General features: G+C 72.4%; 24 protein-coding genes. 8 read left to right on the forward strand and 16 right to left on the reverse strand.

The window, feature by feature from the left end; genetic code table 11:
- The first annotated feature begins 143 nt into the window (after nucleotides 1-143).
- The 3 genes from WDV06_RS00470 to WDV06_RS00480 all read left to right on the forward strand — a co-directional run bounded on the left by WDV06_RS00470 (nucleotide 144) and on the right by WDV06_RS00480 (nucleotide 2,661).
- Nucleotides 144-1,220: an ABC transporter ATP-binding protein gene (locus WDV06_RS00470; RefSeq protein WP_395507547.1), complete on the forward strand. Its 1,077-nt coding sequence runs from the start codon at nucleotides 144-146 to the stop codon at nucleotides 1,218-1,220.
- A gap of 204 nt (nucleotides 1,221-1,424) precedes the next feature.
- The gene (locus WDV06_RS00475) at nucleotides 1,425-1,838 is read left to right on the forward strand and encodes a hypothetical protein (RefSeq protein ID WP_395507548.1); all 414 of its coding nucleotides are present in this window, start codon (nucleotides 1,425-1,427) and stop codon (nucleotides 1,836-1,838) included.
- A gap of 52 nt (nucleotides 1,839-1,890) precedes the next feature.
- Nucleotides 1,891-2,661 (forward strand): nucleotidyltransferase family protein, encoded by a 771-nt coding sequence (locus tag WDV06_RS00480; RefSeq protein ID WP_395507549.1) that lies wholly within the window; start codon nucleotides 1,891-1,893, stop codon nucleotides 2,659-2,661.
- Between the two features lie 73 nt (nucleotides 2,662-2,734).
- On the opposite strand, the gene WDV06_RS00485 is transcribed toward WDV06_RS00480, so the two are convergent.
- From WDV06_RS00485 to WDV06_RS00510, 6 genes are all read right to left on the reverse strand, one after another.
- A complete protein-coding gene (locus tag WDV06_RS00485) occupies nucleotides 2,735-4,291 on the reverse strand; it encodes a DoxX family protein (RefSeq protein WP_395507550.1) in 1,557 nt (518 codons plus the stop codon).
- A 172-nt stretch (nucleotides 4,292-4,463) separates the two neighbouring features.
- Entirely contained in the window at nucleotides 4,464-5,435 is a 972-nt protein-coding gene (gene rlmB, locus WDV06_RS00490; RefSeq protein WP_395507551.1) for a 23S rRNA (guanosine(2251)-2'-O)-methyltransferase RlmB, read from the reverse strand.
- A 122-nt stretch (nucleotides 5,436-5,557) separates the two neighbouring features.
- Nucleotides 5,558-6,958 (reverse strand): cysteine--tRNA ligase, encoded by a 1,401-nt coding sequence (cysS, locus tag WDV06_RS00495; protein WP_045949615.1) that lies wholly within the window; start codon nucleotides 6,956-6,958, stop codon nucleotides 5,558-5,560.
- 136 nt (nucleotides 6,959-7,094) lie between these two features.
- Nucleotides 7,095-7,667: a 2-C-methyl-D-erythritol 2,4-cyclodiphosphate synthase gene (ispF, locus tag WDV06_RS00500; RefSeq protein ID WP_395507552.1), complete on the reverse strand. Its 573-nt coding sequence runs from the start codon at nucleotides 7,665-7,667 to the stop codon at nucleotides 7,095-7,097.
- The gene (gene ispD, locus WDV06_RS00505; RefSeq protein WP_395507553.1) at nucleotides 7,657-8,403 is read right to left on the reverse strand and encodes a 2-C-methyl-D-erythritol 4-phosphate cytidylyltransferase; all 747 of its coding nucleotides are present in this window, start codon (nucleotides 8,401-8,403) and stop codon (nucleotides 7,657-7,659) included. Before ispD ends, ispF begins: the two co-directional genes overlap by 11 nt.
- Nucleotides 8,404-8,645: 242 nt before the next feature.
- Entirely contained in the window at nucleotides 8,646-9,128 is a 483-nt protein-coding gene (locus WDV06_RS00510; protein WP_003953493.1) for a CarD family transcriptional regulator, read from the reverse strand.
- A gap of 554 nt (nucleotides 9,129-9,682) precedes the next feature.
- On the opposite strand from WDV06_RS00510, the gene WDV06_RS00515 reads away from it, so the two are divergent.
- A complete protein-coding gene (locus tag WDV06_RS00515) occupies nucleotides 9,683-10,348 on the forward strand; it encodes a DUF461 domain-containing protein (RefSeq protein ID WP_395507554.1) in 666 nt (221 codons plus the stop codon).
- 119 nt (nucleotides 10,349-10,467) lie between these two features.
- Here WDV06_RS00515 and WDV06_RS00520 read toward each other — a convergent pair whose 3' ends face one another.
- Nucleotides 10,468-11,148: a two-component system response regulator PhoP gene (locus WDV06_RS00520; protein WP_042813788.1), complete on the reverse strand. Its 681-nt coding sequence runs from the start codon at nucleotides 11,146-11,148 to the stop codon at nucleotides 10,468-10,470.
- On the reverse strand, nucleotides 11,145-12,413 hold the full coding sequence (locus WDV06_RS00525) for a two-component system sensor histidine kinase PhoR (protein WP_395507555.1): 1,269 nt from the start codon (nucleotides 12,411-12,413) through the stop codon (nucleotides 11,145-11,147). The genes WDV06_RS00520 and WDV06_RS00525 overlap by 4 nt, the downstream gene beginning before the upstream one ends.
- A gap of 211 nt (nucleotides 12,414-12,624) precedes the next feature.
- On the opposite strand from WDV06_RS00525, the gene phoU reads away from it, so the two are divergent.
- Nucleotides 12,625-13,302: a phosphate signaling complex protein PhoU gene (phoU, locus tag WDV06_RS00530; protein ID WP_042813786.1), complete on the forward strand. Its 678-nt coding sequence runs from the start codon at nucleotides 12,625-12,627 to the stop codon at nucleotides 13,300-13,302.
- 118 nt (nucleotides 13,303-13,420) lie between these two features.
- Entirely contained in the window at nucleotides 13,421-13,570 is a 150-nt protein-coding gene (locus WDV06_RS00535) for a hypothetical protein (protein ID WP_167344738.1), read from the forward strand.
- A 71-nt stretch (nucleotides 13,571-13,641) separates the two neighbouring features.
- Here WDV06_RS00535 and WDV06_RS00540 read toward each other — a convergent pair whose 3' ends face one another.
- The 5 genes from WDV06_RS00540 to WDV06_RS00560 form a co-directional block, all read right to left on the reverse strand.
- The gene (locus tag WDV06_RS00540) at nucleotides 13,642-14,541 is read right to left on the reverse strand and encodes a helix-turn-helix domain-containing protein (protein ID WP_395507556.1); all 900 of its coding nucleotides are present in this window, start codon (nucleotides 14,539-14,541) and stop codon (nucleotides 13,642-13,644) included.
- A 267-nt stretch (nucleotides 14,542-14,808) separates the two neighbouring features.
- Nucleotides 14,809-15,108, reverse strand: a complete 300-nt coding sequence (locus tag WDV06_RS00545; protein ID WP_395507557.1) for a hypothetical protein — start codon at nucleotides 15,106-15,108, stop codon at nucleotides 14,809-14,811.
- Nucleotides 15,109-15,162: 54 nt separating this feature from the next.
- Nucleotides 15,163-15,423 carry a hypothetical protein gene (locus WDV06_RS00550; RefSeq protein WP_395507558.1) on the reverse strand — a complete coding sequence of 87 codons (261 nt, stop codon included), beginning with the start codon at nucleotides 15,421-15,423 and terminating at the stop codon, nucleotides 15,163-15,165.
- A gap of 457 nt (nucleotides 15,424-15,880) precedes the next feature.
- On the reverse strand, nucleotides 15,881-16,819 hold the full coding sequence (locus WDV06_RS00555; RefSeq protein WP_395507559.1) for a hypothetical protein: 939 nt from the start codon (nucleotides 16,817-16,819) through the stop codon (nucleotides 15,881-15,883).
- Nucleotides 16,812-17,042, reverse strand: a complete 231-nt coding sequence (locus WDV06_RS00560; protein WP_395507560.1) for a hypothetical protein — start codon at nucleotides 17,040-17,042, stop codon at nucleotides 16,812-16,814. The genes WDV06_RS00555 and WDV06_RS00560 overlap by 8 nt, the downstream gene beginning before the upstream one ends.
- A 551-nt stretch (nucleotides 17,043-17,593) precedes the next feature.
- On the opposite strand from WDV06_RS00560, the gene WDV06_RS00565 reads away from it, so the two are divergent.
- On the forward strand, nucleotides 17,594-17,851 hold the full coding sequence (locus WDV06_RS00565; RefSeq protein WP_395507561.1) for a hypothetical protein: 258 nt from the start codon (nucleotides 17,594-17,596) through the stop codon (nucleotides 17,849-17,851).
- Nucleotides 17,852-17,915: 64 nt separating this feature from the next.
- Here the strand turns inward: WDV06_RS00565 and WDV06_RS00570 are convergent, their stop codons facing one another.
- Nucleotides 17,916-18,677, reverse strand: a complete 762-nt coding sequence (locus tag WDV06_RS00570) for a phosphoglyceromutase (protein WP_395507562.1) — start codon at nucleotides 18,675-18,677, stop codon at nucleotides 17,916-17,918.
- Nucleotides 18,678-18,829: 152 nt separating this feature from the next.
- On the opposite strand from WDV06_RS00570, the gene WDV06_RS00575 reads away from it, so the two are divergent.
- Entirely contained in the window at nucleotides 18,830-20,110 is a 1,281-nt protein-coding gene (locus WDV06_RS00575; protein WP_395507563.1) for an MDR family MFS transporter, read from the forward strand.
- 83 nt (nucleotides 20,111-20,193) lie between these two features.
- Here the strand turns inward: WDV06_RS00575 and WDV06_RS00580 are convergent, their stop codons facing one another.
- Together WDV06_RS00580 and mshA are read right to left on the reverse strand one after the other, a co-directional pair.
- On the reverse strand, nucleotides 20,194-20,697 hold the full coding sequence (locus WDV06_RS00580) for a type III secretion system chaperone family protein (RefSeq protein ID WP_395507564.1): 504 nt from the start codon (nucleotides 20,695-20,697) through the stop codon (nucleotides 20,194-20,196).
- Complete coding sequence (gene mshA, locus WDV06_RS00585) at nucleotides 20,690-22,072, reverse strand: D-inositol-3-phosphate glycosyltransferase (RefSeq protein WP_395507565.1); 1,383 nt, start codon at nucleotides 22,070-22,072, stop codon at nucleotides 20,690-20,692. Before mshA ends, WDV06_RS00580 begins: the two co-directional genes overlap by 8 nt.
- Between the last annotated feature and the right edge of the window lie 152 nt (nucleotides 22,073-22,224).

The raw sequence follows: 22,224 nt of genomic DNA on the forward strand, positions 1-22,224 counted from the left end.
CCCTCGGCGACCGCAATCCGCCCCGTCAGATTGCTGACAGAACCCCTCACACCGGGTAGCGTCGGGCCGAGTCCTGAATATTGGACTAGACCTTCCACTCGGATCGTCCGGCACGTTCCTGCCGGTAGAAGGGATGCATCACCATGGCTTCTGTCACCTTCGACAAGGCGACCCGCCTCTACCCCGGCGGCGACAAGCCCGCCGTCGACCAGCTGGAGCTGGAGATCGAGGACGGCGAGTTCCTCGTCCTCGTCGGGCCCTCCGGCTGCGGCAAGTCCACCTCGCTGCGCATGCTCGCCGGCCTGGAGGACGTCAACGGCGGCGCCATCCGCATCGGGGACCGCGACGTCACGCACCTGCCGCCCAAGGACCGGGACATCGCGATGGTGTTCCAGAACTACGCGCTCTACCCGCACATGACCGTCGCCGACAACATGGGCTTCGCGCTCAAGATCGCCGGTGAGGACAAGGCCACCATCCGCCGCAAGGTGGAGGAGGCCGCGAAGATGCTGGACCTCACCCAGTACCTCGACCGCAAGCCCAAGGCGCTCTCCGGCGGTCAGCGCCAGCGCGTCGCCATGGGGCGGGCCATCGTGCGCAAGCCGCAGGTGTTCCTCATGGACGAGCCGCTGTCGAACCTCGACGCCAAGCTGCGCGTGTCCACCCGCACGCAGATCGCCGCGCTCCAGCGCGACCTCGGCATCACCACCGTGTACGTGACCCACGACCAGGTCGAGGCCATGACCATGGGCGACCGGGTGGCGGTGCTCAAGGACGGCCTGCTCCAGCAGGTGGACACCCCGCGCAACATGTACGACCGGCCGGCGAACCTCTTCGTCGCCGGGTTCATCGGCTCGCCGGCCATGAACCTGGTCGAGGTGCCGATCACCGACGGCGGGGTGAAGTTCGGGGACAGCGTGGTGCCGGTGTCGCGCGAGGCGCTGTCGGCGGCCGCCGACGCGGGTGACAAGACCGTCACCGTCGGCGTGCGTCCCGAGCACTTCGACATCGGTGAGGCGGGCGGCCTGACGATCACCGTGAACGTGGTCGAGGAGCTGGGCGCCGACGGTTACGTCTACGGCAGCAAGGACGGCCAGGACATCGTGGTCCGCGTGGGCGGCCGCCAGGTGCCCGAAAAGGGCTCCTCGCTGCACGTCGTGCCGCGGGCCGGGGAGATCCACGTGTTCTCCACGTCCACGGGGGCACGGCTCTCCGACTGAGGCCCGGCGCAAGCCGGCTGGAGGGGCGTTCCGTCAAGGGGCGCCCCTCTCGGGGCAGTTGCGGGCGGCGTTCCCCAGGAACCCCGGCAGAGCGGGCCATTCGGCCGTACTCGTCAACCCGTAAATCGAAAAGCCACGTCGAACCATCCCCCGACCGGGTGACTAATTGTCGCCAATTCCTCACCGACCGCTACTCTCGCCCTCGTGACCCACACTGCCCGCCGAATCGGCCGTTCCCTCGCCCTGGTCCTGCCCGTCGTCCTGGTCCTGTCCGGGACCCTCGCGGTCACGATGGTCCCCTGGGCGGACAACTCGCCGTCCCAGGTCCTGACCGCCTCCGCCGAGGACGTCTCCGTCCCCGCCAAGCCGCGTGCCGCGCAGGACGTGCTCCGCGACAAGCTGCTGAGCGAGCTGCAGCAGGGTGAGAACCCGGGTGTCGTCCTCGGGCACCTGCAGGAGCAGGTGAACGGGCGGCCGTCGCTCGCCGAGCACTGCATGGGCATCGCCCGGGCCCTCGGCCGGGCAGCCGTCGAGGCCTACGGGCCCACGAAGGCGCAGTCGTACGCGCGCCCGGTGTGCGACACCTCGTACGCGTCCGGGGTCGCCTCGATGGGCTGAGGCCCGCCGTGCCGCCCCGGCCGGGGCGGCGGCCGTCCCTACGCTGGCGGCCATGACCGAGACCCCGCCCCCCGCTCCACCCTCCACCGATCGCGCGGCCGCGTTCCCGGCCCCGCCCGTCCAGGCCGTCGTCCTGGCGGGGGGCCAGGGTTCGCGGCTGCGGCCGTATACGGACGACCGGCCGAAGCCGATGGTCGAGATCCCCGGGACCGGACTGCCGATCATCGGGCACCAGTTGGCGTGGCTGGCGGCGGAGGGGGTCACCGACGTGGTCGTCTCGTGCGGGCACCTCGCCGAGGTGTTGCGGGAGTGGCTGGCGGGGGCGGTGCTGCCGTTGCGGGTGACGACGGTGGTCGAGGACGAGCCGCTCGGGCGCGGGGGCGGGCTGAAGTACGCGGCGCGGCACCTGCCTTGTCCGGAGCGGTCCTGGTACGCGACGAACGGGGACGTGTGGACGCGGTTCCCGTTGCGGGAGATGGCGGCGTTCCACGCGGAGCGGGGGGCGACGGCGACGTTGGCGCTGGCGCGGCCGCGGATCCCGTGGGGCGCGGTGGAGACGAACGAGCTGGGGCAGGTGCTGGATTTCGTGGAGGCGCCGCCGTCGCCCTATCTCATCAACGCCGGGGTGTACGTGTTCGCGCCCGAGTTCGCGGCGTTGCTGCCGGATGTGGGGGACCACGAGCGGACGACGTTTCCCCGTCTGGCGCGGGAGCGGCGGCTGGCGGGGTTCCCGTTGCCGCTGGGCGCCTACTGGCGGGCGATCGACACGGCGAAGGACCTGGAGGCGGCCGCACGGGAGTTGGCGGCTCACAGCGGCCTCTGAGGGCCCTAGGGGCGGTACGCGACACGGGCCCGGCGCGCGTTCGCGTGCCGGGCCCGTGTCGTGCCGGGTGGGGTCAGCCGAGGAGGCCGCCGACGAGGCCGGGCTTCTTGGCGGTGGTGTCGCCGCTGCTGCGGCTGCCCGAGGAGGTGGCCGGCGGCTGCTGGGGGCTGGACTGCTTGGAGGTGGTGCTGCGGGGGGTCTGGCCGGTGCTGCCCTTGGTGGCGCTGGGGGCGCCGGAGCCGGTGCCGGTGCTCTGGGTGGGGGCTCCGCCGGCGCGGCCGGACTTGGCGGCGGGTGCCGAGGCGGAGGCCGACGCGGAGGGCGAGGCCTGCTTGGAGGGCTGCTGCTGGGCGGGGGCGGACTGGCGGGGTGAGGGGGGCTGCGGGAGGGGGCTGCCGGGAAGGTAGTTGCTGGGGGCCTGGCCGGGGCCGGGGACGGTGACGACGGTGCTGGAGCGGACGGCTCCGCCGAGGAGGGAGCCGATGAGGAGGGTGAGTCCGCAGACGACGGTGGCCATGACGGTGCCGCGGCGCAGGACGCGGCGGCGGAGCTGCCACATCTCGGAACGGGGGCCGAGGGTGCGCCAGGCCTCGCCGGCGAGGCGTCCGTCGAGGGAGTAGACGGGAGCGCCGGCGATGATGAGCGGGCTCCAGGCGGCGAGGTAGATGATGTCGGGGGCGTCGTAGGCGGGGACGGTCTTCCAGCTGACGGTCATCAGCAGGGCCGCGGAGAGCAGGGCGCCGATGCAGGCGGCGAAGCGCTGCCAGAGGCCGAAGACGGTGAGGACGCCGACGATCACCTGGAGGAAGGCGACGGTGAGTCCGGCGCCGACGGGGTGGGCGAGCGCGAAGTCGCGCAGGGGTTCGGCCAGGGCCCAGGGGTGCAGGGTGTGCAGCCAGGTGACCATGGAGCCGCGTTCGCCGCCGTCGAAGTAGACGGGGTCGCAGAGTTTGCCCATGCCGGCGTAGATGGAGATGAAGCCGAGGAAGACGCGCAGCGGGAGCAGCACGACGCCGAGGTTCATGCGGCGGCCGGGGTAGTAGGAGGCCTGGGCGCGGTTGTCGGCGGGGCGCCGGGTGTCGGTGCCGGGGCCGCCGTGGGGGGGCTGGTCCGCGTAGGGCAGGCCGTGGGGCTGGTGTTCGTAGGGCTGGCGCGGCTGGTCGGGTACGGCGGCCAGCGGGCGGGTCTCGTCGGGGTCGGCGTAGCTGCGCTGGCCGATGACGGTGGGAGTGGCGAGGGTGTCCTCGGTGAGGTCGCGCGCGAGGTCCACCCGGGGGATGGTCTGGGTGGCGCCGCCGTCGTGGTCGTCGTGACCGCGTCCGGCTTCGCGGACGGCCTGGAGGAGTCCGCCCGTCGCCGCGGCGTCGCCACCGGGGGCGGTCTTGCCGCTCCAGACGACGGGGGCGCGGCGGCGGGTGGCTCCGGCGGCCGCGACGGCTCCGGCGGCCAGGACCGGTGCGCGGCCGGGGCCGGGGGCATTCGCGGGCTTGGAACGCGCGCTCGGGCTCGGTGCGAGCCGCACGCGGAAGCTGGCGTGGTTGACGATGACCTGTGCGGGGTCGCACGGCACCTTGACCATGCTCAGCGCGGGCTGGTCGTCGAACCCTGACGTTCTGGTGTCCACACTCATCTAACCGAGTGATCAGTGTTTAGGACACTGCCTTGACAGCAGGGATCTGTCCGAGACCCGTCAAGATCAAGTCGCCCCGCCCGGAAGGGGCGGGGCGACACGCTCACGGGTCATGTCCGGTGGGCCGACTGGATCAAGGCGGCGGCCCGGGGGTGGCCCGTACGGCTGACGGTCAGACGCGGCCCTGGGCGGCGCGGCGGCGGGCGGCCTCGTAGAGGACGACGCCCGCGGCGACACCGGCGTTGAGGGACTCGGCGCCGCCCGGCATGGGGATGCGGACGAGGTAGTCGCAGTTCTCGCCGACGAGGCGGCCGAGGCCCTTGCCCTCGGAGCCGACGACGATGACGACCGGGCCGCCGAGGGCCTCCAGGTCCTGGACCTCGTGGGTGCCCTCGGCGGCGAGGCCGACGACGGCGATCCCGGCCTTCTTGTACTCCTGGAGGGCGCGGGTGAGGTTGGTGACGCGGGAGACCGGGGTGCGGGCGGCGGTGCCGGCGGAGGTCTTCCAGGCGCCGGCGGTCATGCCGGCGGCCCGGCGCTCGGGGATGACCACGCCGTGGCCGCCGAAGGCGGAGACGGAGCGGACGATGGCGCCGAGGTTGCGCGGGTCGGTGACGCCGTCGAGGGCGACGATGAGGGGGTCCTCGCCGTTGTCGTAGGCGGCGTCGGTGAGGTCCTCGGGGTGCGCGTACTCGTAGGGCGGGACCTGGAGGACGAGGCCCTGGTGGTTGAGCCCGTTGGTCATGCGGTCCAGCTCGGCGCGCGGGGCTTCCATCAGGTTGATGTTGCCGCGCTCGCCGGCGAGCTTGAGGGCGTCGCGGACGCGCTCGTCGTTGTCGATGAACTGCTGCACGTAGAGGGTGGTGGCGGGGACGCCGTCGCGCAGGGCCTCGAACACGGGGTTGCGGCCGACGACCATCTCGCTGGTGCCCTTGGGGCCGCCGCGGCGGGGGGCGGGGCGGCGCTTGGCGGCCTGGCGGGCCATGGCGTTGGAGATGCGGAAGGCCTTGTGGCCCTTGCGGTCCTCGGCCTTGGGCGTGGGGCCCTTGCCTTCCAGGGCCTTGCGCCGCTGGCCACCGCTGCCGACCGTCGCGCCCTTCTTGTTGGACGTGCGGCGGTTCCTGCGCTGGCTGTTACCGGCCATGACCTCTACCTGTTTTCGTTCGTGCTGCGATATGTACGTATGAAGAGTGTGCCGCCCGGATGGCCGGGCGGCACAACGGCGCTGGTCCGAGCGGGTCCGGACCGGGCCCGACCGGCTCCGGTTCAGCGCGGGCCGAGCGTCCAGCGCGGGCCGGTGGGGCTGTCCTCGATGACCAGGCCGGACTGCTGGAGCTGGTCGCGGATGGCGTCGGCGGTCGCCCAGTCCTTGCGGGCCCGGGCGGACTCGCGCTGGTCCAGGACGAGGCGTACGAGGGTGTCGACGGCGCCGTGCAGCTCCTCGCCGCGGTCGGACTCGCCGGCCCACTGGGGGTCGAGCGGGTCCAGGCCGAGGACGCCGAGCATGGCCCGTACCTCGGACAGGCGGGCGATGGCCGCGTCCTTGTCGTCGGCGGCGAGCGCGCTGTTGCCCTGGCGGACGGTGGTGTGGACGATCGCGAGGGCCTGGGGGACGCCCAGGTCGTCGTCCATCGCCTCGGCGAAGGCCGGCGGCACCTCGGCGGCGGCCTCGACGGGCCCGCCCGCCTTCTCGACGACGCGCTGGCAGAAGCCCTCGATGCGCGCGAACGCGGACTCGGCCTCGCGCAGCGCCTCCTCGCTGTACTCGATCATCGAGCGGTAGTGCGGGGTGCCGAGGTAGTAGCGCAGGACGATCGGGCGCCACTGCTTGACCATCTCGGAGACGAGGACCGAGTTGCCCAGCGACTTGGACATCTTCTCGCCGGACATGGTGACCCAGGCGTTGTGCACCCAGAAGTTGGCGAACTCGTCGCCGAAGGCCTTGGCCTGGGCGATCTCGTTCTCGTGGTGCGGGAAGATCAGGTCCAGGCCGCCGCCGTGGATGTCGAAGGCGGAACCGAGGTACTTGTGCGCCATGGCCGAGCACTCCAGGTGCCAGCCGGGGCGGCCGCGGCCCCACGGGGTCTCCCAGGAGGGCTCGCCGGGCTTGGCGGCCTTCCACATGGCGAAGTCGCGGGAGTCGCGCTTGCCGGTCTCGCCCTCGGAGGAGGGCTGGAGGAGGTTGTCGAGCTCCTGGTTGGACAGCTCCAGGTAGCCGGGGAAGGAGCGCACGTCGAAGTAGACGTTGCCGTCGGCCTCGTACGCGTGGCCGCGCTCGATCAGGCCGCGCATCATCTCGACCATCTCGGTGACGTGGCCGGTGGCGCGGGGCTCGTAGGTGGGCGGCAGGCAGCCGAGGGCGGCGTAGCCGTCGTTGAAGGCGCGCTCGTTCTCGTAGCCGATGGACCACCAGGGGCGGCCCTGCGCGGCCGACTTGCTGATGATCTTGTCGTCGATGTCCGTGACGTTGCGGATGAAGGTCACGTCGTAGCCGCGGTAGGTGAACCAGCGGCGCATCATGTCGAAGTTGAGGCCCGAGCGGATGTGCCCGATGTGCGGCGCCGCCTGGACGGTGGCACCACACAGGTAGATCGAGACGCAGCCCGGCGTGAGCGGGGTGAAGTCGCGGATCTGCCGGGCGCTGGTGTCGTACAGGCGAATAGTCACGGCATCCAGGGTAGTGCGCTTGCGGCAGTGCCCCGCGACCGTTTGAGGTCGCGGGGACTCTTTGTTGCCGAAGAGGTGACATCGGTCATCGGCGGCCTGACATCCGTAACGGCCGCCTCGGGTGCATACCCCGTACTCAGTCCCGGTTCGTCCGGTAGACGAGGGCGGTGGCGATGGCGGCCAGGCCCTCGGCGCGGCCGGTGAGGCCGAGTCCGTCGGTGGTGGTGCCGGAGACGGAGACGGGGGCGCCCGCCGCGGCGGCGAGCGCCTTCTGCGCTTCTTCGCGCCGCTTGCCGATCTTCGGGCGCACGCCGATCACCTGGATCGCGATGTTGCCGATCTCGTAGCCCTCGGCGCGGACGATGCGGGCCGCTTCCGCCAGCAGGGTGACGCCGGCGGCACCGGACCACTCGGGGCGGGAGGTGCCGAAGTGGGCACCGAGGTCGCCGACACCGGCGGCGGAGAAGAGGGCGTCGCAGGCGGCGTGGGCGGCGACGTCACCGTCGGAGTGTCCGGCGAGGCCGTCCTCGCCCTCCCACAGCAGGCCGGCGCACCACAGCTCACGCCCGGTCTCGAAGGCGTGCACGTCGGTGCCGATGCCGACGAGCGGGATCGGGGGGGCGGGCGCCGGGGCGGAGCCCTCGGCGGACCGGTCCGCGGCGGCGCGGGCCCCGGCGGACTCCTCGGAACCTGCGGGGCTAGTACGCATCGGTGGCCCTCCTGCGGGCGAGTACGGCCTCGGCGAGGACCAGGTCGAGGGGGCGGGTGACCTTGAAGGCCTCCTCGTGGCCGGGGACGACCACGACGGTGACCCCGGTGCGCTCCACCATTCCGGCGTCGTCGGTGGCGCCCTCGCCGGTGACGGCGATGGTCTCGTGCGCGTGCAGGAGGGTCTTGAGGTCGAAGCCCTGCGGGGTCTGCACGGCGCGCAGCCGGGCGCGTTCGGGGGTGCCGAGGACGGGCTCGGGCTCGCCGGGGCGGCCGGGCTCGACCTCCTTGACGGTGTCGGCCAGCGGCAGGGCGGGAACGACGGCGGGGGCGCCGTCGCGGACGGCCTCCACGACGGAGTCCACGGTGTCGACCGGCACCAGGGGGCGGGCCGCGTCGTGGATGAGGACGGTGGTGACGTCGGCCGGGAGGGCGTCCAGGCCGGCGCGCACGGATGCCTGGCGGGTGTCGCCGCCGGGAACGACGAGGACGTCGGTGCGGTCGGGCAGCGGGTGCTCGTCGAGGAGGTGGCGCACCTCGGCCGTCTCGGCGGGCGGGGCGACGACCACGACGAGGGACACCGCACGGGAGCGGGCCATGGCGCGGACGGCGTGGACCAGCATCGGTGTCCCGCCGAGGGCCCGCAGGGCCTTGGGGGCGCCGGGGCCGAGGCGTACCCCGCGGCCGGCGGCGGGGATCACCGCGGCCGTGCGCTGGGGGCGGGATTCGTCAGACATCAGTAGCTCCGAGCCAGGTTTGTGACTTCGGCCGACATGGGTATGGCCTGAAGGGTGCCGGGTGCGACGCCCTCGCCCCTTCCGTGACGACCGGTCGAGCCGGCTGCCCGGACCCGGCCCGCCAGGTGGAGGACGTGGGCGCGGACGCGGACGCAGACATGCCGCAGCGCCCGGCAACAGCCCTCTCGTGGAGGAGGGGGCTTGTCATCGGGCACCGCGGCACACTGTGATCGGTTCGAGCGTCAGGACGCGAGAACCTCGTCGAGGAGGGCCTCGGCCTTGTCCTCGTTCGTGTTTTCGGCGAGCGCGAGCTCGCTCACCAGAATCTGACGCGCCTTCGCGAGCATCCGCTTCTCACCAGCGGAAAGCCCGCGCTCACGCTCACGACGCCACAGGTCGCGCACCACTTCGGCGACCTTGATGACGTCGCCCGAAGCGAGCTTCTCCAGATTTGCCTTGTAGCGACGGGACCAGTTCGTGGGCTCTTCTGCGTACGGTGCGCGGAGCACCTCGAAGACCCGGTCCAGCCCGTCCTGGCCGACTACGTCGCGAACACCGACGAACTCTGCATTGTCCGCAGGCACACGAACCGTCAGGTCGCCCTGGGCGACCTTGAGCACCAAGTAGGTCTTGTCCACGCCTTTGATCTGGCGAGTTTCGATGGCCTCGATCAGCGCGGCCCCGTGATGGGGATAGACCACGGTGTCGCCAACCTTGAACGTCATGTGACAGGTACCCCTTCCGTGGCTATCCAGGGTAACACGAGAACTGACTGTTATGAATGGCGTTTTCGCAGGTCAGGGCACCTCTCGGGGCTTGACAACAGCGACACGAACGTGCTGCGAAAGGGTTCCGGAGGGGGGTATTCGCAGGTCGGAGGCGCTGTGCGGACCGGGCGAAACGACCACGTTACACCTGGCGGGTGCACCCACCAGTGTGACGTACGTCCCGTTTTGCCGGGTTCCGGGGCAGGAAAACGAAGTACTCCGTTCGACTGGCGGCCACCCGTACGGAGCGGTTCCGGCCCAATCCCGAATTGATCACGGACCGGCGTTCGAGGGAATGCCTGAATTCGATCACCCGGGGAGCCTCCGCCGGGATAGCGGAATGCAAGATCGCGCGCGGGCGCGGCGCCGTGCGCGCGCTGCGGAGGGTCGGGTGCGGGGGCGGGGTGGCGGCTCGGTAACCTAAGCCCGCTGACACACCCTTAGGGCGGCTTTACCTCGGCCGCTCCGAGAGCCCACCGTCCCGTCCGTACGTCCAAGGAGTTGCCGCCGCCGTGAGCCGCAGCCTTCGACGCGGCGCCCTCGCCGCTTCCGCCGTAGTGTTCTCGCTCGCCTCGCTTGCCGCGTGCGGCGCGGGCAACGACGCGCAGACTCTCCAGATCAAGCCGGACAACGCCGCCGTCACCAAGGGCGACATCAAGATCCAGAACGCCCTGGTGATCACCAAGGGCGACAAGGAGAAGAAGGGTCCGGCCTCCGTCTCGGCGACCCTCTTCAACGCCGGCACCAAGGACCAGACCCTGGACGCGATCACCCTGGCGGGTGGCAAGTCCAAGGTGACGCTGAAGGGCGCCGAGGGCTCCGGCAAGATCACCGTTCCCGCCGGCGGTTCCGTGGTCCTCGGCGGCAAGGGCAACGCCTCCGCCGTCGTCGACGGCGGCCGCGAGGCCGTCCAGAACGGCAACGTCCAGGAGATGACCTTCCAGCTCAGCAACGCCGGCGACGTGAAGCTGGACGCCTACGTCGTCCCGGCCAACGGCATGTACGCGGCCTACGGCCCCACCGAGGCCCCCGCCGCGGGCGCGACCCCGGCCGCGTCGGGCTCGGCCTCCGCCTCCCCGTCGGGCAGCCCCTCCGGCTCCCCCTCCCCTTCGGGCGCCGCCTCCGCCTCCCCGTCGGGCTCCCCCGCGGCCTCGCCGTCGCACAGCGCCGGCCACTGACGCGGGGCGCGCGGGGCGGCGCGGGAGCACGACGCCGCCGCCCGGCGCCACCGGACACGAAGAAGGGGCCCCAGCCGCATCGCGGCCGGGGCCCCTTCCCCGTGTCCCGGCCGGAGGGCCTACGGCTCGAACTTGTAGCCGAGGCCGCGGACCGTGACCAGGTAGCGCGGGGCGCCCGGGTCCGGCTCGATCTTGGCGCGCAGTCGCTTGACGTGCACGTCGAGGGTCTTGGTGTCGCCGACGTAGTCCGCGCCCCACACCCGGTCGATCAGCTGCATGCGGGTCAGCACACGGCCCGCGTTGCGCAGCAGCATCTCCAGCAGGTCGAACTCCTTGAGCGGCAGGTCCACCTTGGCCCCGCCGACGGTGACCACGTGCCGGTCCACGTCCATCCGTACCGGACCGGCCTCCAGGGCCGCCGGGGTGACCTCCTCGGGCTCGCCGCGGCGGCGCAGGACCGCGCGGATGCGGGCGACCAGCTCGCGGGAGGAGAAGGGCTTGGTGACGTAGTCGTCGGCTCCTATCTCCAGCCCGACGACCTTGTCGATCTCGCTGTCCTTGGCGGTCACCATGATCACGGGGACGTTGGAGCGGCCGCGCAGCTGTCGGCAGACCTCGGTGCCCGGCAGGCCGGGCAGCATCAGGTCCAGGAGGACGAGGTCGGCGCCGTTGCGCTCGAACTCGTCGAGCCCGTCGGGCCCCGTCGCGGCGATGGCGACCTCGAAGCCTTCCTTGCGGAGCATGTAGGACAGGGCGTCGCTGAAGGATTCCTCATCCTCGACGACGAGCACTCGGGTCACGGAAGGACCTCCGGGGAGGGGACGACTGGTTCTGGGTCGGGCAGGGGTCGGACGGGAGCCGCGGCCGGGTCCGCCGGGCCCGTGGGGCCCGGGGTGGACGCCGGGGCCGGGGCGGCCGCCTCGGGAAGTCGCAGGGTGAACGTGGAGCCCTGGCCCTCGGAGCTCCACACGGAGACCTCGCCGCCGTGCGAGGCCGCCACGTGCTTCACAATCGCGAGGCCCAGGCCGGTTCCGCCGGTGGCGCGGGAGCGGGCCGGGTCCACCCGGTAGAAGCGCTCGAAGATGCGTTCGCGGTCCTTCTCGGGGATGCCGATGCCCTGGTCGGTCACGGCTATCTCGATCAGGTCCCCGCCCGGCGCGGTCACCCGGCGGGCGGCGATGCCGACGCGGGTACGGGCCGGGCTGTAGTTGACGGCGTTCTCCACCAGGTTGCCGAGGGCCGCGGCCAGCTGGCCGCGGTTGCCCCACACCCGCAGGTCGGCCGTGCCTCCGGAGGCCATGGTGATCTGCTTGGAGGTGGCCGTGTGGCGGCAGCGGTCGATGGCCTCCGCCACCAGCGTGTCCACCCGTACCGGCTCGGCGTCCTCCAGCGGGTCGTCGTTCTGCACCCGGGAGAGGTCGATGAGCTCCTGTACGAGGTTGATCAGACGGGTGGCCTCGATCTGCATGCGGCCCGCGAAGCGGCTGACCGCCTCGGGGTCGTCCGCGGCGTCCATCACCGCCTCGGAGAGCAGGGAGATCGCACCCACCGGGGTCTTCAGCTCGTGCGAGACGTTCGCGACGAAGTCGCGGCGCACCGCTTCGATGCGGCGGGCCTCGGTGAGGTCCTCGACGAGCAGGAGCACCAGGCGGGAGCCCAGCGGGGCGACGCGGGCGGAGACCGCGAGGGCCTCGCCGCGGCCGGTCCCGCGCCGGGGCAGGTCGAGCTCGATCTGGCGTATCTCTCCGTCCCGGCGGGTGTCACGGGCCATGTGGAGCATGGGCTCCACGGCGAGCTTCCCGCCGCGGACCAGGCCCAGGGCGTAAGCCGCCGAGCTGGCCTTGACCACCGCGTCGCCCTCGTCGAGGACGACGGCGGAGGAGCGGAGTACGGAGAGCACCGTGTCCACACCGGGTGGGAGCACCGCGTTGATGTCGGGGCGCATGGAGCTCCTCGTGGGGCGGGCCTGGTCGCGCTCGCTCCAGCGGAACGCCAGCATGGCGATGACACCGGTACAGAGACCGGCGATCGCCGCAGCTGCGGCGACCGCCGCGTTCACGTCCATGTGTCCAGGTTAAGCAGGGGGTAGGACACTTCCACAGCCGTTCGGGTGGCAGCTCGAACAGTCGTCGCCCAGAGTTCACCCTGGCGACGGTGTTGATTCATTTGTGATGCCGGAGCAGGACGCGTTGGCGGCCGACCGTGTCAACGTGGGGCACGAGAGTCCACGGCAGTAGTAGCAGCGAGCAGTAGGCAAGCAGGCAGGAGAAGGACACATGCGCGACGCGTACCACGAGGAACTGGACTCGATCGGAGAGAGCCTCGTCGAGATGGCCCGGCTCGTCGGTTCCGCGATCGGACGGGCCACGACCTCCATGCTGGACGCCGACCTGAAGCTCGCCGAGAGCGTCATCGCCGCCGACCAGAAGGTCGACGACCTCCAGCACGACCTGGAGGCCCGCGCCATCGCCCTGCTGGCGCGCCAGCAGCCCGTCGCGACCGACCTGCGCATCGTCGTCACCTCGCTGCGCATGAGCGCCGACCTGGAGCGCTCCGGCGACCTGGCGCAGCACGTGGCGAAGCTGGCCCGGCTGCGCTTCCCGGACCGCGCGGTGCCGCGGGACCTGCACGCCACGATCCTGGAGATGGGGCAGCTGGCGCAGCGCCTGATGGCGAAGGCGGCCGAGGTCATCATCACCAAGGACGTGGACCTGGCGCTCCAGCTGGAGCAGGACGACGACGAGATGGACCAGCTGCACCGCACCCTCTTCCAGCACCTGATGGACGACCGCTGGAAGCACGGCATCGAGACGGCCGTGGACGTGACCCTGCTGGGCCGCTACTACGAGCGGTTCGCCGACCACGCGGTGTCGGTGGCCAAGCGCGTGGTGTACCTGGTGACGGGTGAGCACGCGGACGAGCTCCAGCAGCCGACGCAGGTGGACGGCGTCTGAGCGTTCGGGCGTTCCGCGCCCCTGCGGACCCCGATGCGCCGTTGACGCGCCGGTGAGGCTGGGCATGAATGAGGCGAAGGCACTACGACGTCCCGTACGCCGCCTGCGAGGAGGATCCATGCCCGATTCCCCCGTCCCCATCACCCCGGAGCAGGAGCAGCCGCCCCGTCCGGAGCCCCTGCGCCTCCCCCTGCTCGCCGCCTGCGGCTGCGGTTCCGGCTGCGGCTGCGGCTGCCAGTCCGGCGCCCCCTGCCAGTGCGGCGGCTGACGGGCCCCGCCGCCCGCACGAGCACGAGGGCCCCGTCCGAAGCACCGGACGGGGCCCTCTCGCGTACCGCCTCACACGGCGAGGCCGACGGCGGAGCGGCCCGGAGGACGGCCCGGAGTGGCCTGGAACGACTTGATGAGGTCGTTGATGAAGTGCCGGGTGTCCTCCGGGTTGAGCGCCTGTGCCTGGAGGTGGTCGTACATGATGTGGTACGGGTACCGGTCGGCGTACTTCTCCAGGTAGAGGTCGCTGGTGAAGCGTTCCAGGTAGACGACTCCCGCGTCGGAGTCGGGGAACCCGAGGATGGAGAACTGCCCCAGGAGCCCGGCGTGGGCTCCAGCGGTGTGGGGCAGGACCTGCACGGTGATGTGCGGCTGGGCGCCGAGGGTGTTCAGGTGCTCCAGTTGTTCGCGCATGGTCTCGCGGTCTCCGACCACGCGGTGCAGTGCGGATTCGTCCAGGACCGCCCATAAGCGGAACGGGCGGGCGGGGTGGTGCGCCCGGTGCTGGCGCCGGAGCCGGATCTCCAGGCTGACGGCGGCCTGTTCGTCCGTGATACGAGGGACCGTTTCGGCGATGAGCGCGGCCGCGTAGGCCCGGGTCTGCAGCAGTCCGGGGAGCACCAGCGGCTCGTAGGTGTGGATGGAGGAGGCACCCGTCTCCAGTCCGATGTAGACGCCGTAGGGGACGTCGCCGCAGGAGACCCACCAGCCCTGCTGGCCCGATTCCTTCGCCGCCCGCATCAGCGCGTCGACGACGTCCTGGTCGGTGACCCCGTAGAGCCGGCAGAGGTCGCGCACGTCCCGCGGGTTGATGGGGCGGCGGCCGGTCTCGATGAGGCTGATCTTGGACTGGGAGACCAGCAGGTGGCGTGCGGCCTGCGTCGAGGTCATGCCCGCGGCCTTCCGGAGCTGCCGGAGCTCGGCACCCAGACGGCGCCTCCTGACCGTCGGTTGTCCGTTCGCCGCCATGGGCGGTCTACCTCCAGCTCAAGAACACGCGCAGGCTACTCACCCCCACGGTCGACATCGACAGAACGCATTGTGCATACGCGGCCGAACGGGCCGTGCACCCGCGGGGCGAGCACCACCTGTTCGGCCCAACGCGGAGTTGCGCGGACGTACGCCTGCGGCCCGTCGTGGCTGGTCAGGCCATGGGCGGGCATATTTTCGTGCCGTACTGCCTGCGATGGACCGCACGGACGGGCGACGGGGACCCGGGGGCCGATCGGAGCCCGCTCAGGGGGTGCCGGTGATCCATCGCAGGAGGGCCGCGAAGGTGGTGTCGTCGACCAGCGAGAGCACCTCGATGGCGTGCAGGTCGCCGGCGCGCGGCGCGACGCCCGCGACGGTCAGGGACGCGTGCAGGTCGAGGCGCCGGCGCCGGCGCTCCGCGGTGTCGGGGGCGTCCGGGCGGCGGTCCGGGGCGGGGAGGGGGACGGACAGGGGGCTCGGGGGGAGCCCGGCGCCGGCTTCCTCCTCGTTCGGCAGGCCCCGTAAGCCGGGGAGACGGTAGGGGTCGGTCTGCCACGCGTTCATGCGGCCTCCTCCGGACCGGTCACCTGCCCGACGTCTCCGGTCCGGCCGCGGGGCTCATTCCTGCCCGCCTTCCAGGGCACGGGCGCCCGCGGCGATGACCTCGGCCAGCCGGTTGGCGAGGGCGACGCTGCACCCCCCGAGCCGGACGAAGCCCCGACAGCCCAGGGGCCCGTCGTTGCACAACGACGGAAGGACCAGCCCGGCGAGCGCGAGGGCGGCCTGGAGGTTCGCGACGGCTTCCTCACCGGCCTGGTAGGCGGCGTCCTGGCGCCGCTTGTACCGGATGCGTTCGGCATGGGTGAACTCGTGGACCATGGTGTCGCCCTCTCGGTCTGCTGCGTGGGGTGGATGGAGCGCGTCGCGCCGCGGACCCGGCGGGCCGGGGCCCGGTGGGGCAGGGGCCCCGGGGCCGGGTCAGCGGTGGTGGGTCAGCGCGGGAGACCCGTAGGGCTGAGACTGCGCGCAGCCCGTGACCTATGGGTTTCGATCTTCGTTCCTGAGATGCACGTGATCACGTTTGTTGAAGTCCGGGAAGGCCCGAGGTGTCCGAGAAGTTGGCGACGCTCGACCTCGTTGCGTCGAGTGCCGGCGCCGCCGTGCTCTGCCGAGCCGTCGTCGCGGACCCCTGTGGCACCGCCCCGCCCCCCCGGGCGCGCCGGCCGGCCGCAGGACCTCTCCCCCGCCCGGCGCTTATCCCTCCCGTTCGGCCCGCTCGGCCCGCGCGTTCCGCTGCGCTTATCGGTTCGCGGCGCCGGCCCGGCGCGCGCGACCCTCATGAGCCGTAGCGGAAGCGGTAGCCGGTGGAGGCACGGAGGGATTCCCTCCGGTCCCGTACCGAGTAGTCGGGGAGCACGGTGCCCGGGCTGCTCGCCGTGGCCGGCGGCCGCAGCTGCGCGGACCGGCCGGTGCGGTGCCGGGCGGCGGTCTGCCGGGGCGGGCGGGTCAGGGTGATCTGCCGGACGAGTTGCTGGAAGCAGGCCAGCGCGGCGATGGGCGGAAGGGTGGCCGCCGCCTCCGCGGCGAGGGTTCTCGGCGCCTGGGCGACGCACAGCAGTGTGGCCAGGGTGGAGAACAGCAGGACGATCGACCAGGAGTGCACGGCCCGGCGCTGGTGCAGGGCGGCCCGCAGGATGGACAGGGAGGCGACCATCCAGGGCCCGTAGATCAGCAGGGGCCACCAGCTGGCCACGTCGTGTGCCGTGCGGGGTCCGGCGCTGTGGCGCAGGGCCTCGCAGATGGCCAGGCCGCTGAAGATGCTGACCACGGCGGCGATGACGGCGACCAGGACGGCGGTGCAGAGGCTGCCGGTCCACAGGAGGGCCACCACCGGCGTCTTCGCCCGGCTCCCCCGGCGGTGCCCGCCCGGGGCCGGGGCACGCGGCGGTCGGCCGGTCCCCGGCGCGAACCCCCCGCCGGCCGGGCCGGGGGTGAGGCCCTGACTCAGCCCCGAGGTGAGGCCGGAGGCGAGGCCGGCTCCGCTGACGGTCTCACCGGTCTCGCCGTAGACGACCTGGTCGAGCGGCTCCGCCCGACCCGGCACCATGGCCTCCCGGCAGAGATGGGCCAGCTCCTCGGACGGGTCCCAGGACGCGGTCGTCTCGCCGAGGCCGAAGAACGGCCGGCCGTAGGCGGTGTGGTGCTCCTGGTCCGGCTCCTGCCAGAACGTGGTGGGCTCCTGCTGCGGGGCGTAATGGCCGTACTGCTCATTCACGGAACATCCGCCCGGAGCACTCGCCGCCGGCCGCTGTCCTGAACGGTGCGGCCTCCTGCGACCTGCGGTTGAACTCGGTCTGGATCCGGCCCACCACGTCCAGGAAATCCTCCAGGACCGAGGACGAGTACTGGAGGTCGACCTCCAGCCCCTCGCACCGGAGGGTCGCGCCCCGCTCCGGGGCCGAGCCCGCCGGGACGGGCGTGTACGTCCACTTCCCCACTTTCGCGGCCCCGCCGTGACCGTCGCGCACGTCGTTCTGTGCGCCCCCCGGAAACATTGCCGTGTGCTGTGCTCTTGTCATAGTCCACCCAACGCTCCGGATACCGGCGAGGGTGTGCTCCGTCCAGGTGATGGTGGCGAAGTAAAGCAGGGTTGACCAGTGCCTTTTATCGGTTCTACGGTCGTCGGCCACCCGTTCGGACGCCGCCGCGCACCCGGTTGGGGCAGCGATTTCGCCAGCTCGAAGCGGGGAAGGAGGAGCCCGATCGGTTCGATCGGGCTCGATCGGTTTACGCGCTCACCACCCCCGGTTCCGCCCACTGCGGTCACATGATCGGCCCACCGGGGCACGCCGCGCACTGAGCCGCACCACGGCGCCCGCTCCCGCACGCGCGCCCCCGGGTCCCGCCCCCGGACTACGCCGGGCCACAGGGTGCGGGCGGGGGCAAACGGCTGACGCCGCGCAACCGGGCATATGCCCGGGCGTTATGACGAGGTGTCGCCGGGGGCCGCAGCGCCCCCCCTGATCACCTCCACCGGAGAGGAACCGCAGTGACAGACACCCTCGTGTGGTTCGCACTGATCTGCTCGGTCCTGGGCACGGGCGTCACCGCCTGGACCTCGTCGGGCGTTGGCCGACTGCACCAACTGGACGCCCGCGAGCTGCGCCGTCAGCAACGCTTCGAGGACATCCTGTCCCTGCACGTCGAGGAGACGAGACCACCCCGGATGGCCTTGCCCGCCGTCGCACCCGACGCGGCCGGCACCCCCGCCTGCGACGCCTGCGGCTCCTCGTCCGTCCACCTCTGAACCGGCCCACGAAAACGCCCCCCACCGGCGCCGTATGCGCAGGTGGGAGGCGTGATCGCAGAACCTACTTCTTCTTGCCCTGGTTCTTGACGGCCTCGATCGCGGCCGCGGCGGCCTCGGGGTCGAGGTAGGTGCCGCCCGGGGTGAGGGGCTTGAAGTCGGCGTCGAGCTCGTAGGAGAGCGGGATGCCGGTCGGGATGTTCAGGCCCGCGATGTCGGCGTCGGAGATGCCGTCCAGGTGCTTGACCAGGGCGCGCAGGGAGTTGCCGTGCGCGGCGACCAGGACGGTGTGGCCGTCCAGGAGGTCCGGGACGATCGCGTCGTACCAGTACGGGAGCATGCGGACGACGACGTCCTTGAGGCACTCGGTGCGCGGGCGCAGCTCCGGCGGGATGGAGGCGTAGCGCGGGTCCGCGGACTGGGAGAACTCTGTGCCGTCCTCAAGGGCCGGCGGCGGGGTGTCGTACGAGCGGCGCCACAGCATGAACTGCTCCTCGCCGAACTCGGCGAGGGTCTGGGCCTTGTCCTTGCCCTGGAGGGCGCCGTAGTGGCGCTCGTTCAGGCGCCAGGAGCGGTGGACGGGGATCCAGTGGCGGTCGGCGGCCTCCAGGGCCAGCTGCGCGGTGCGGATGGCGCGCTTCTGGAGGGAGGTGTGCACGACGTCGGGGAGCAGGCCGGCGTCCTTGAGCAGCTCACCGCCGCGGACCGCCTCCTTCTCGCCCTTCTCGTTGAGGTTGACGTCCACCCAGCCGGTGAACAGGTTCTTCGCGTTCCATTCGCTCTCGCCGTGGCGGAGGAGGATCAGCTTGTACGGTGCGTCGGCCATGCGTACGAGCCTAGTGGACGGCCGGGGGCGCTCGCGCGCGGTCCCGGCGCGGTCCGATTGACGGTCGGCGTCAATTGAGTGGCGGGTCGGCGGGCCCCTCTCGTAACGTGCCGGGCGGATCAGTGACACTTACATCGCCCGGGGGATTCCTTATGTCCGTTGCCCGTCTGAGTCGTTCCGCCCGGGCGAGCGTCTCGGGTCTGCCACGCGCGTTCTGGTGGTTGTGGGCGAGCACGCTCGTCAACCGGCTCGGGGCCTTCGTCGCCACGTTCATGGCCCTCTACCTGACTCTGGAGCGGGGCTATTCGGCCTCCTTCGCGGGACTCGTGGCCGCCCTGCACGGGCTGGGCGGAGTGATGTCCTCGTTGGGCGCGGGGGTGATGGCCGACCGGCTGGGGCGGCGGCCGACGATGCTGGTGGCGCAGGTCGCGACGGCCGGGGCGGTGGCGCTGCTGGGGTTCATGGAGCACCCGGTGGCGATCGCGGCGGTGGCGCTGCTGGTCGGGATGGCCTCGAACGCCTCCCGTCCCGCGGTCCAGGCGATGATGGCCGACATCGTCCGGCCGGAGGACCGGGTACGGGCCTTCGCGCTGAACTACTGGGCCATCAACCTGGGCTTCGCGGTCAGCTCGGTGGTGGCGGGGGTGGTCGCCGAGTACAGCTACCTGGCCGGGTTCCTGGGCGAGGCGGCGCTGACGCTGCTGTGCGCGGTGCTGGTGTTCGCGAAGCTCCCGGAGTCGCGGCCGGAGCCGGGCGCGGGGGGCTCGTCGGCGCAGGCGGGGGCGGGGGCCGAGGTCGGGCTGGGGACCGTGCTGCGGGACGGGCGGTTCATGGGGGTCGTGGGGCTGTCGTTCCTGATCTCGCTGATCTTCACGCAGGGCTCGGTGGGTCTGCCGGTGGCGATGGGCGCGGCCGGGTTCTCGCCCGGGGAGTACGGGCTGGTGATCGCCGCGAACGGGGTGCTGATCGTGGTGCTCCAGCTGCCGGTGACGCGGTTCATCGAGCGGCGTGACCCGCGGCGGCTGCTGGTGGCCTCGGCGCTGCTGGCGGGGTACGGGTTCGCGATGACGGCGTTCGCGGGGTCGCTGTGGGCGTACGCGCTGACGGTGTGCGTGTGGACGCTGGCGGAGATCGTGAACTCGCCGACGCAGATGGGGCTGGTGGTGCAGCTGTCGCCGGTGCACGGGCGCGGGCGGTACCAGGGGATGTACACGATGTCCTGGTCGGTGGCCTCGCTGGTGGCTCCGCTGATGGCCGGGCTCGTCATCGACCGGTGGGGGGCCGGGTGGCTGTGGGCGGCGACCGGTGTCCTGGGGACGGTGGCGGCCGGGGGGTACGCGGTCCTGATGCGGGGGCTTCCGGGAGCGGGCGCCGCGGGGGGCGCCGCCGCCGGCTCCGCCGCGGCTCCGGCGGCGGCTCCGGCCGAGGCCTAGCCGGCCGGTGGGCGCGGGGCGGGGCGGGTGCGCGGGGGTGCCGCCGGGCGGTGCTCGCTGCGGTCCGCCCGGACCTCCCTGCCTCAGGTGCCCGCGGGGCCGGAATCCGGGCGGGTGAGGTGCTTGAAGGCGTCCAGGTTGTGGGTGGGCTCGCCGCGGGACGTGCGCCATTCGTACTCGCGTCGGATCGCGCTCGCGAAGCCCAGTTCCAGGAGGGTGTTGAACGCACCGTCCGCCGCCTCCAGGACCGTGCCGAGGAGGCGGTCCAGGTCGTCCGGGGTGACCGCGGACAGGGGGAGCCTCGCCGTGAGGTAGACGTCGCCGAGCGGGTCGACGGCGTACGCCATGCCGTACAGCTTGAGGTTGCGTTCCAGCAGCCAGCGGTGGACGCCCGCCTCGTTCTCGTCGGGGTGGCGGATCACGAAGGCGTTCAGCGACAGCGAGTGGCGGCCGATCCGCAGGGAGCAGGTGGTGCTCAGCTTGCGGGTGCCGGGGAGCTGGACGACGTACGTGCCGGGCCGGGGGCACTCCCATCCCAGCTCGGCGCCGGCCAGCGTGGACTCGATGATCGCGGCGGTGTCAGCCATGGTGGGAGCGTACGCGACGGCGGTGATCATGCATCGCCGCGGTGTACACGTCGGCGGTGGCGCTGGCGGCGGTGTCCCAGCCGAAGTGCTGCGCGTGCCGGGCGGCGGCGGCGCCCATGCGGGTCGTGAGGCCGGGTTCGTCGACGAAGCGACGCAGCGCGCGGGCGTAGTCGACGGGGTCGTGGCCGGGGACGAGGAGGCCCGTGACCCCGTCGTCGACGGCGACGGGGAGTCCGCCGACGGCCGCGGCGAGGACGGGGGTGCCCGTGGCCTGGGCCTCGATGGCGACCAGTCCGAAGGACTCGTTGTACGAGGGCATGACCAGCACGGACGCCGCCCGGAACCAGTCGGCGAGCTGGTCCTGGGCCACCGGCGGGTGGAAGTGGACGAGGTCGGTGATGCCGAGCTTCGCGGCGAGTTTCTGCAGCCCCTCCGGCTTGGCGAGGCCGCTGCCGCTGGGCCCGCCGACGACGGGGACGAAGAGGCGGCCGCGCAGGGCGGGGTCGCGGTCGACGAGCTCGGCGACGGCGCGCAGCAGGATGTCGGGGGCCTTGAGGGGCTGGATGCGGCCCGCGAAGAGCGGGATCACGGCGTCCTGGGGCAGGCCGAGCCGGGCGCGGGCGGCGGCGCGGCCGTCGCCGGTGGTGAAGCGGTCGAGGTTCACGCCCGGATGGACGACGGCGACCTTGCCGGGGTCGGCGTCGTAGTGGCGGACGAGCTCGTCGGCCTCTTCGGCGGTGTTGGCGATCAGCCGGTCGGCGGCGGCGACGATCTGGGTCTCGCCGATGACGCGGGCGGCCGGCTCGGGGGTGTCCCCCTCGGCGAGCGCGGCGTTCTTGACCTTGGCCATGGTGTGCATGGCGTGGACGAGGGGGACGCCCCAGCGTTCGGCGGCGAGCCAGCCCACGTGGCCGGAGAGCCAGTAGTGGGAGTGGACGAGGTCGTAGTAGCCGGGGCGGTGGCCGGCCCAGGCCTGCATGACGCCGTGGGTGAAGGCGCACAGCTGGGCGGGCAGCTCCTCCTTGGCGAGGCCCTCGTACGGTCCCGCGTCCACGTGCCGGACGAGGACCCCGGGGGCGAGCTCGACGGCCGGCGGCAGGCCGCCGGTGGTGGACCGGGTGAAGATCTCCACCTCGATGTTGATGGCGGCGAGGCGGCGGGCCAGCTCCACGATGTAGACGTTCATGCCGCCGGCGTCGCCGGTGCCGGGCTGGTGCAGCGGGGAGGTGTGCACGCTGAGCATGGCCACCCGGCGGGGCTTGCGGTGGTGGCCGACGGCCGGGAGGCGCAGGCGGGGCGCGTCCTGGCGGGCGCCGCGGGCGGCGGCGATGCGGCCGCTGATGCTGCCGCCGAGGCGGGACACGTACTGGCTCAAGGTGAGCAGTTCCTCTCGCTCGGATCGCGCGGACGGCGGGCTGGGCGGTGCCGGTGGGGCGGCACGCCGGACGGCATGGCTGCGGGAGCGCGCGCGGCGCCCTGCAAGGAGTGCAACCCGGATGGCCGTCCCCCGCATTCCGGGGCCGAGCA

Source organism: Streptomyces racemochromogenes (genome assembly GCF_044129415.1).
GTDB lineage: Bacteria > Actinomycetota > Actinomycetes > Streptomycetales > Streptomycetaceae > Streptomyces > Streptomyces racemochromogenes_A.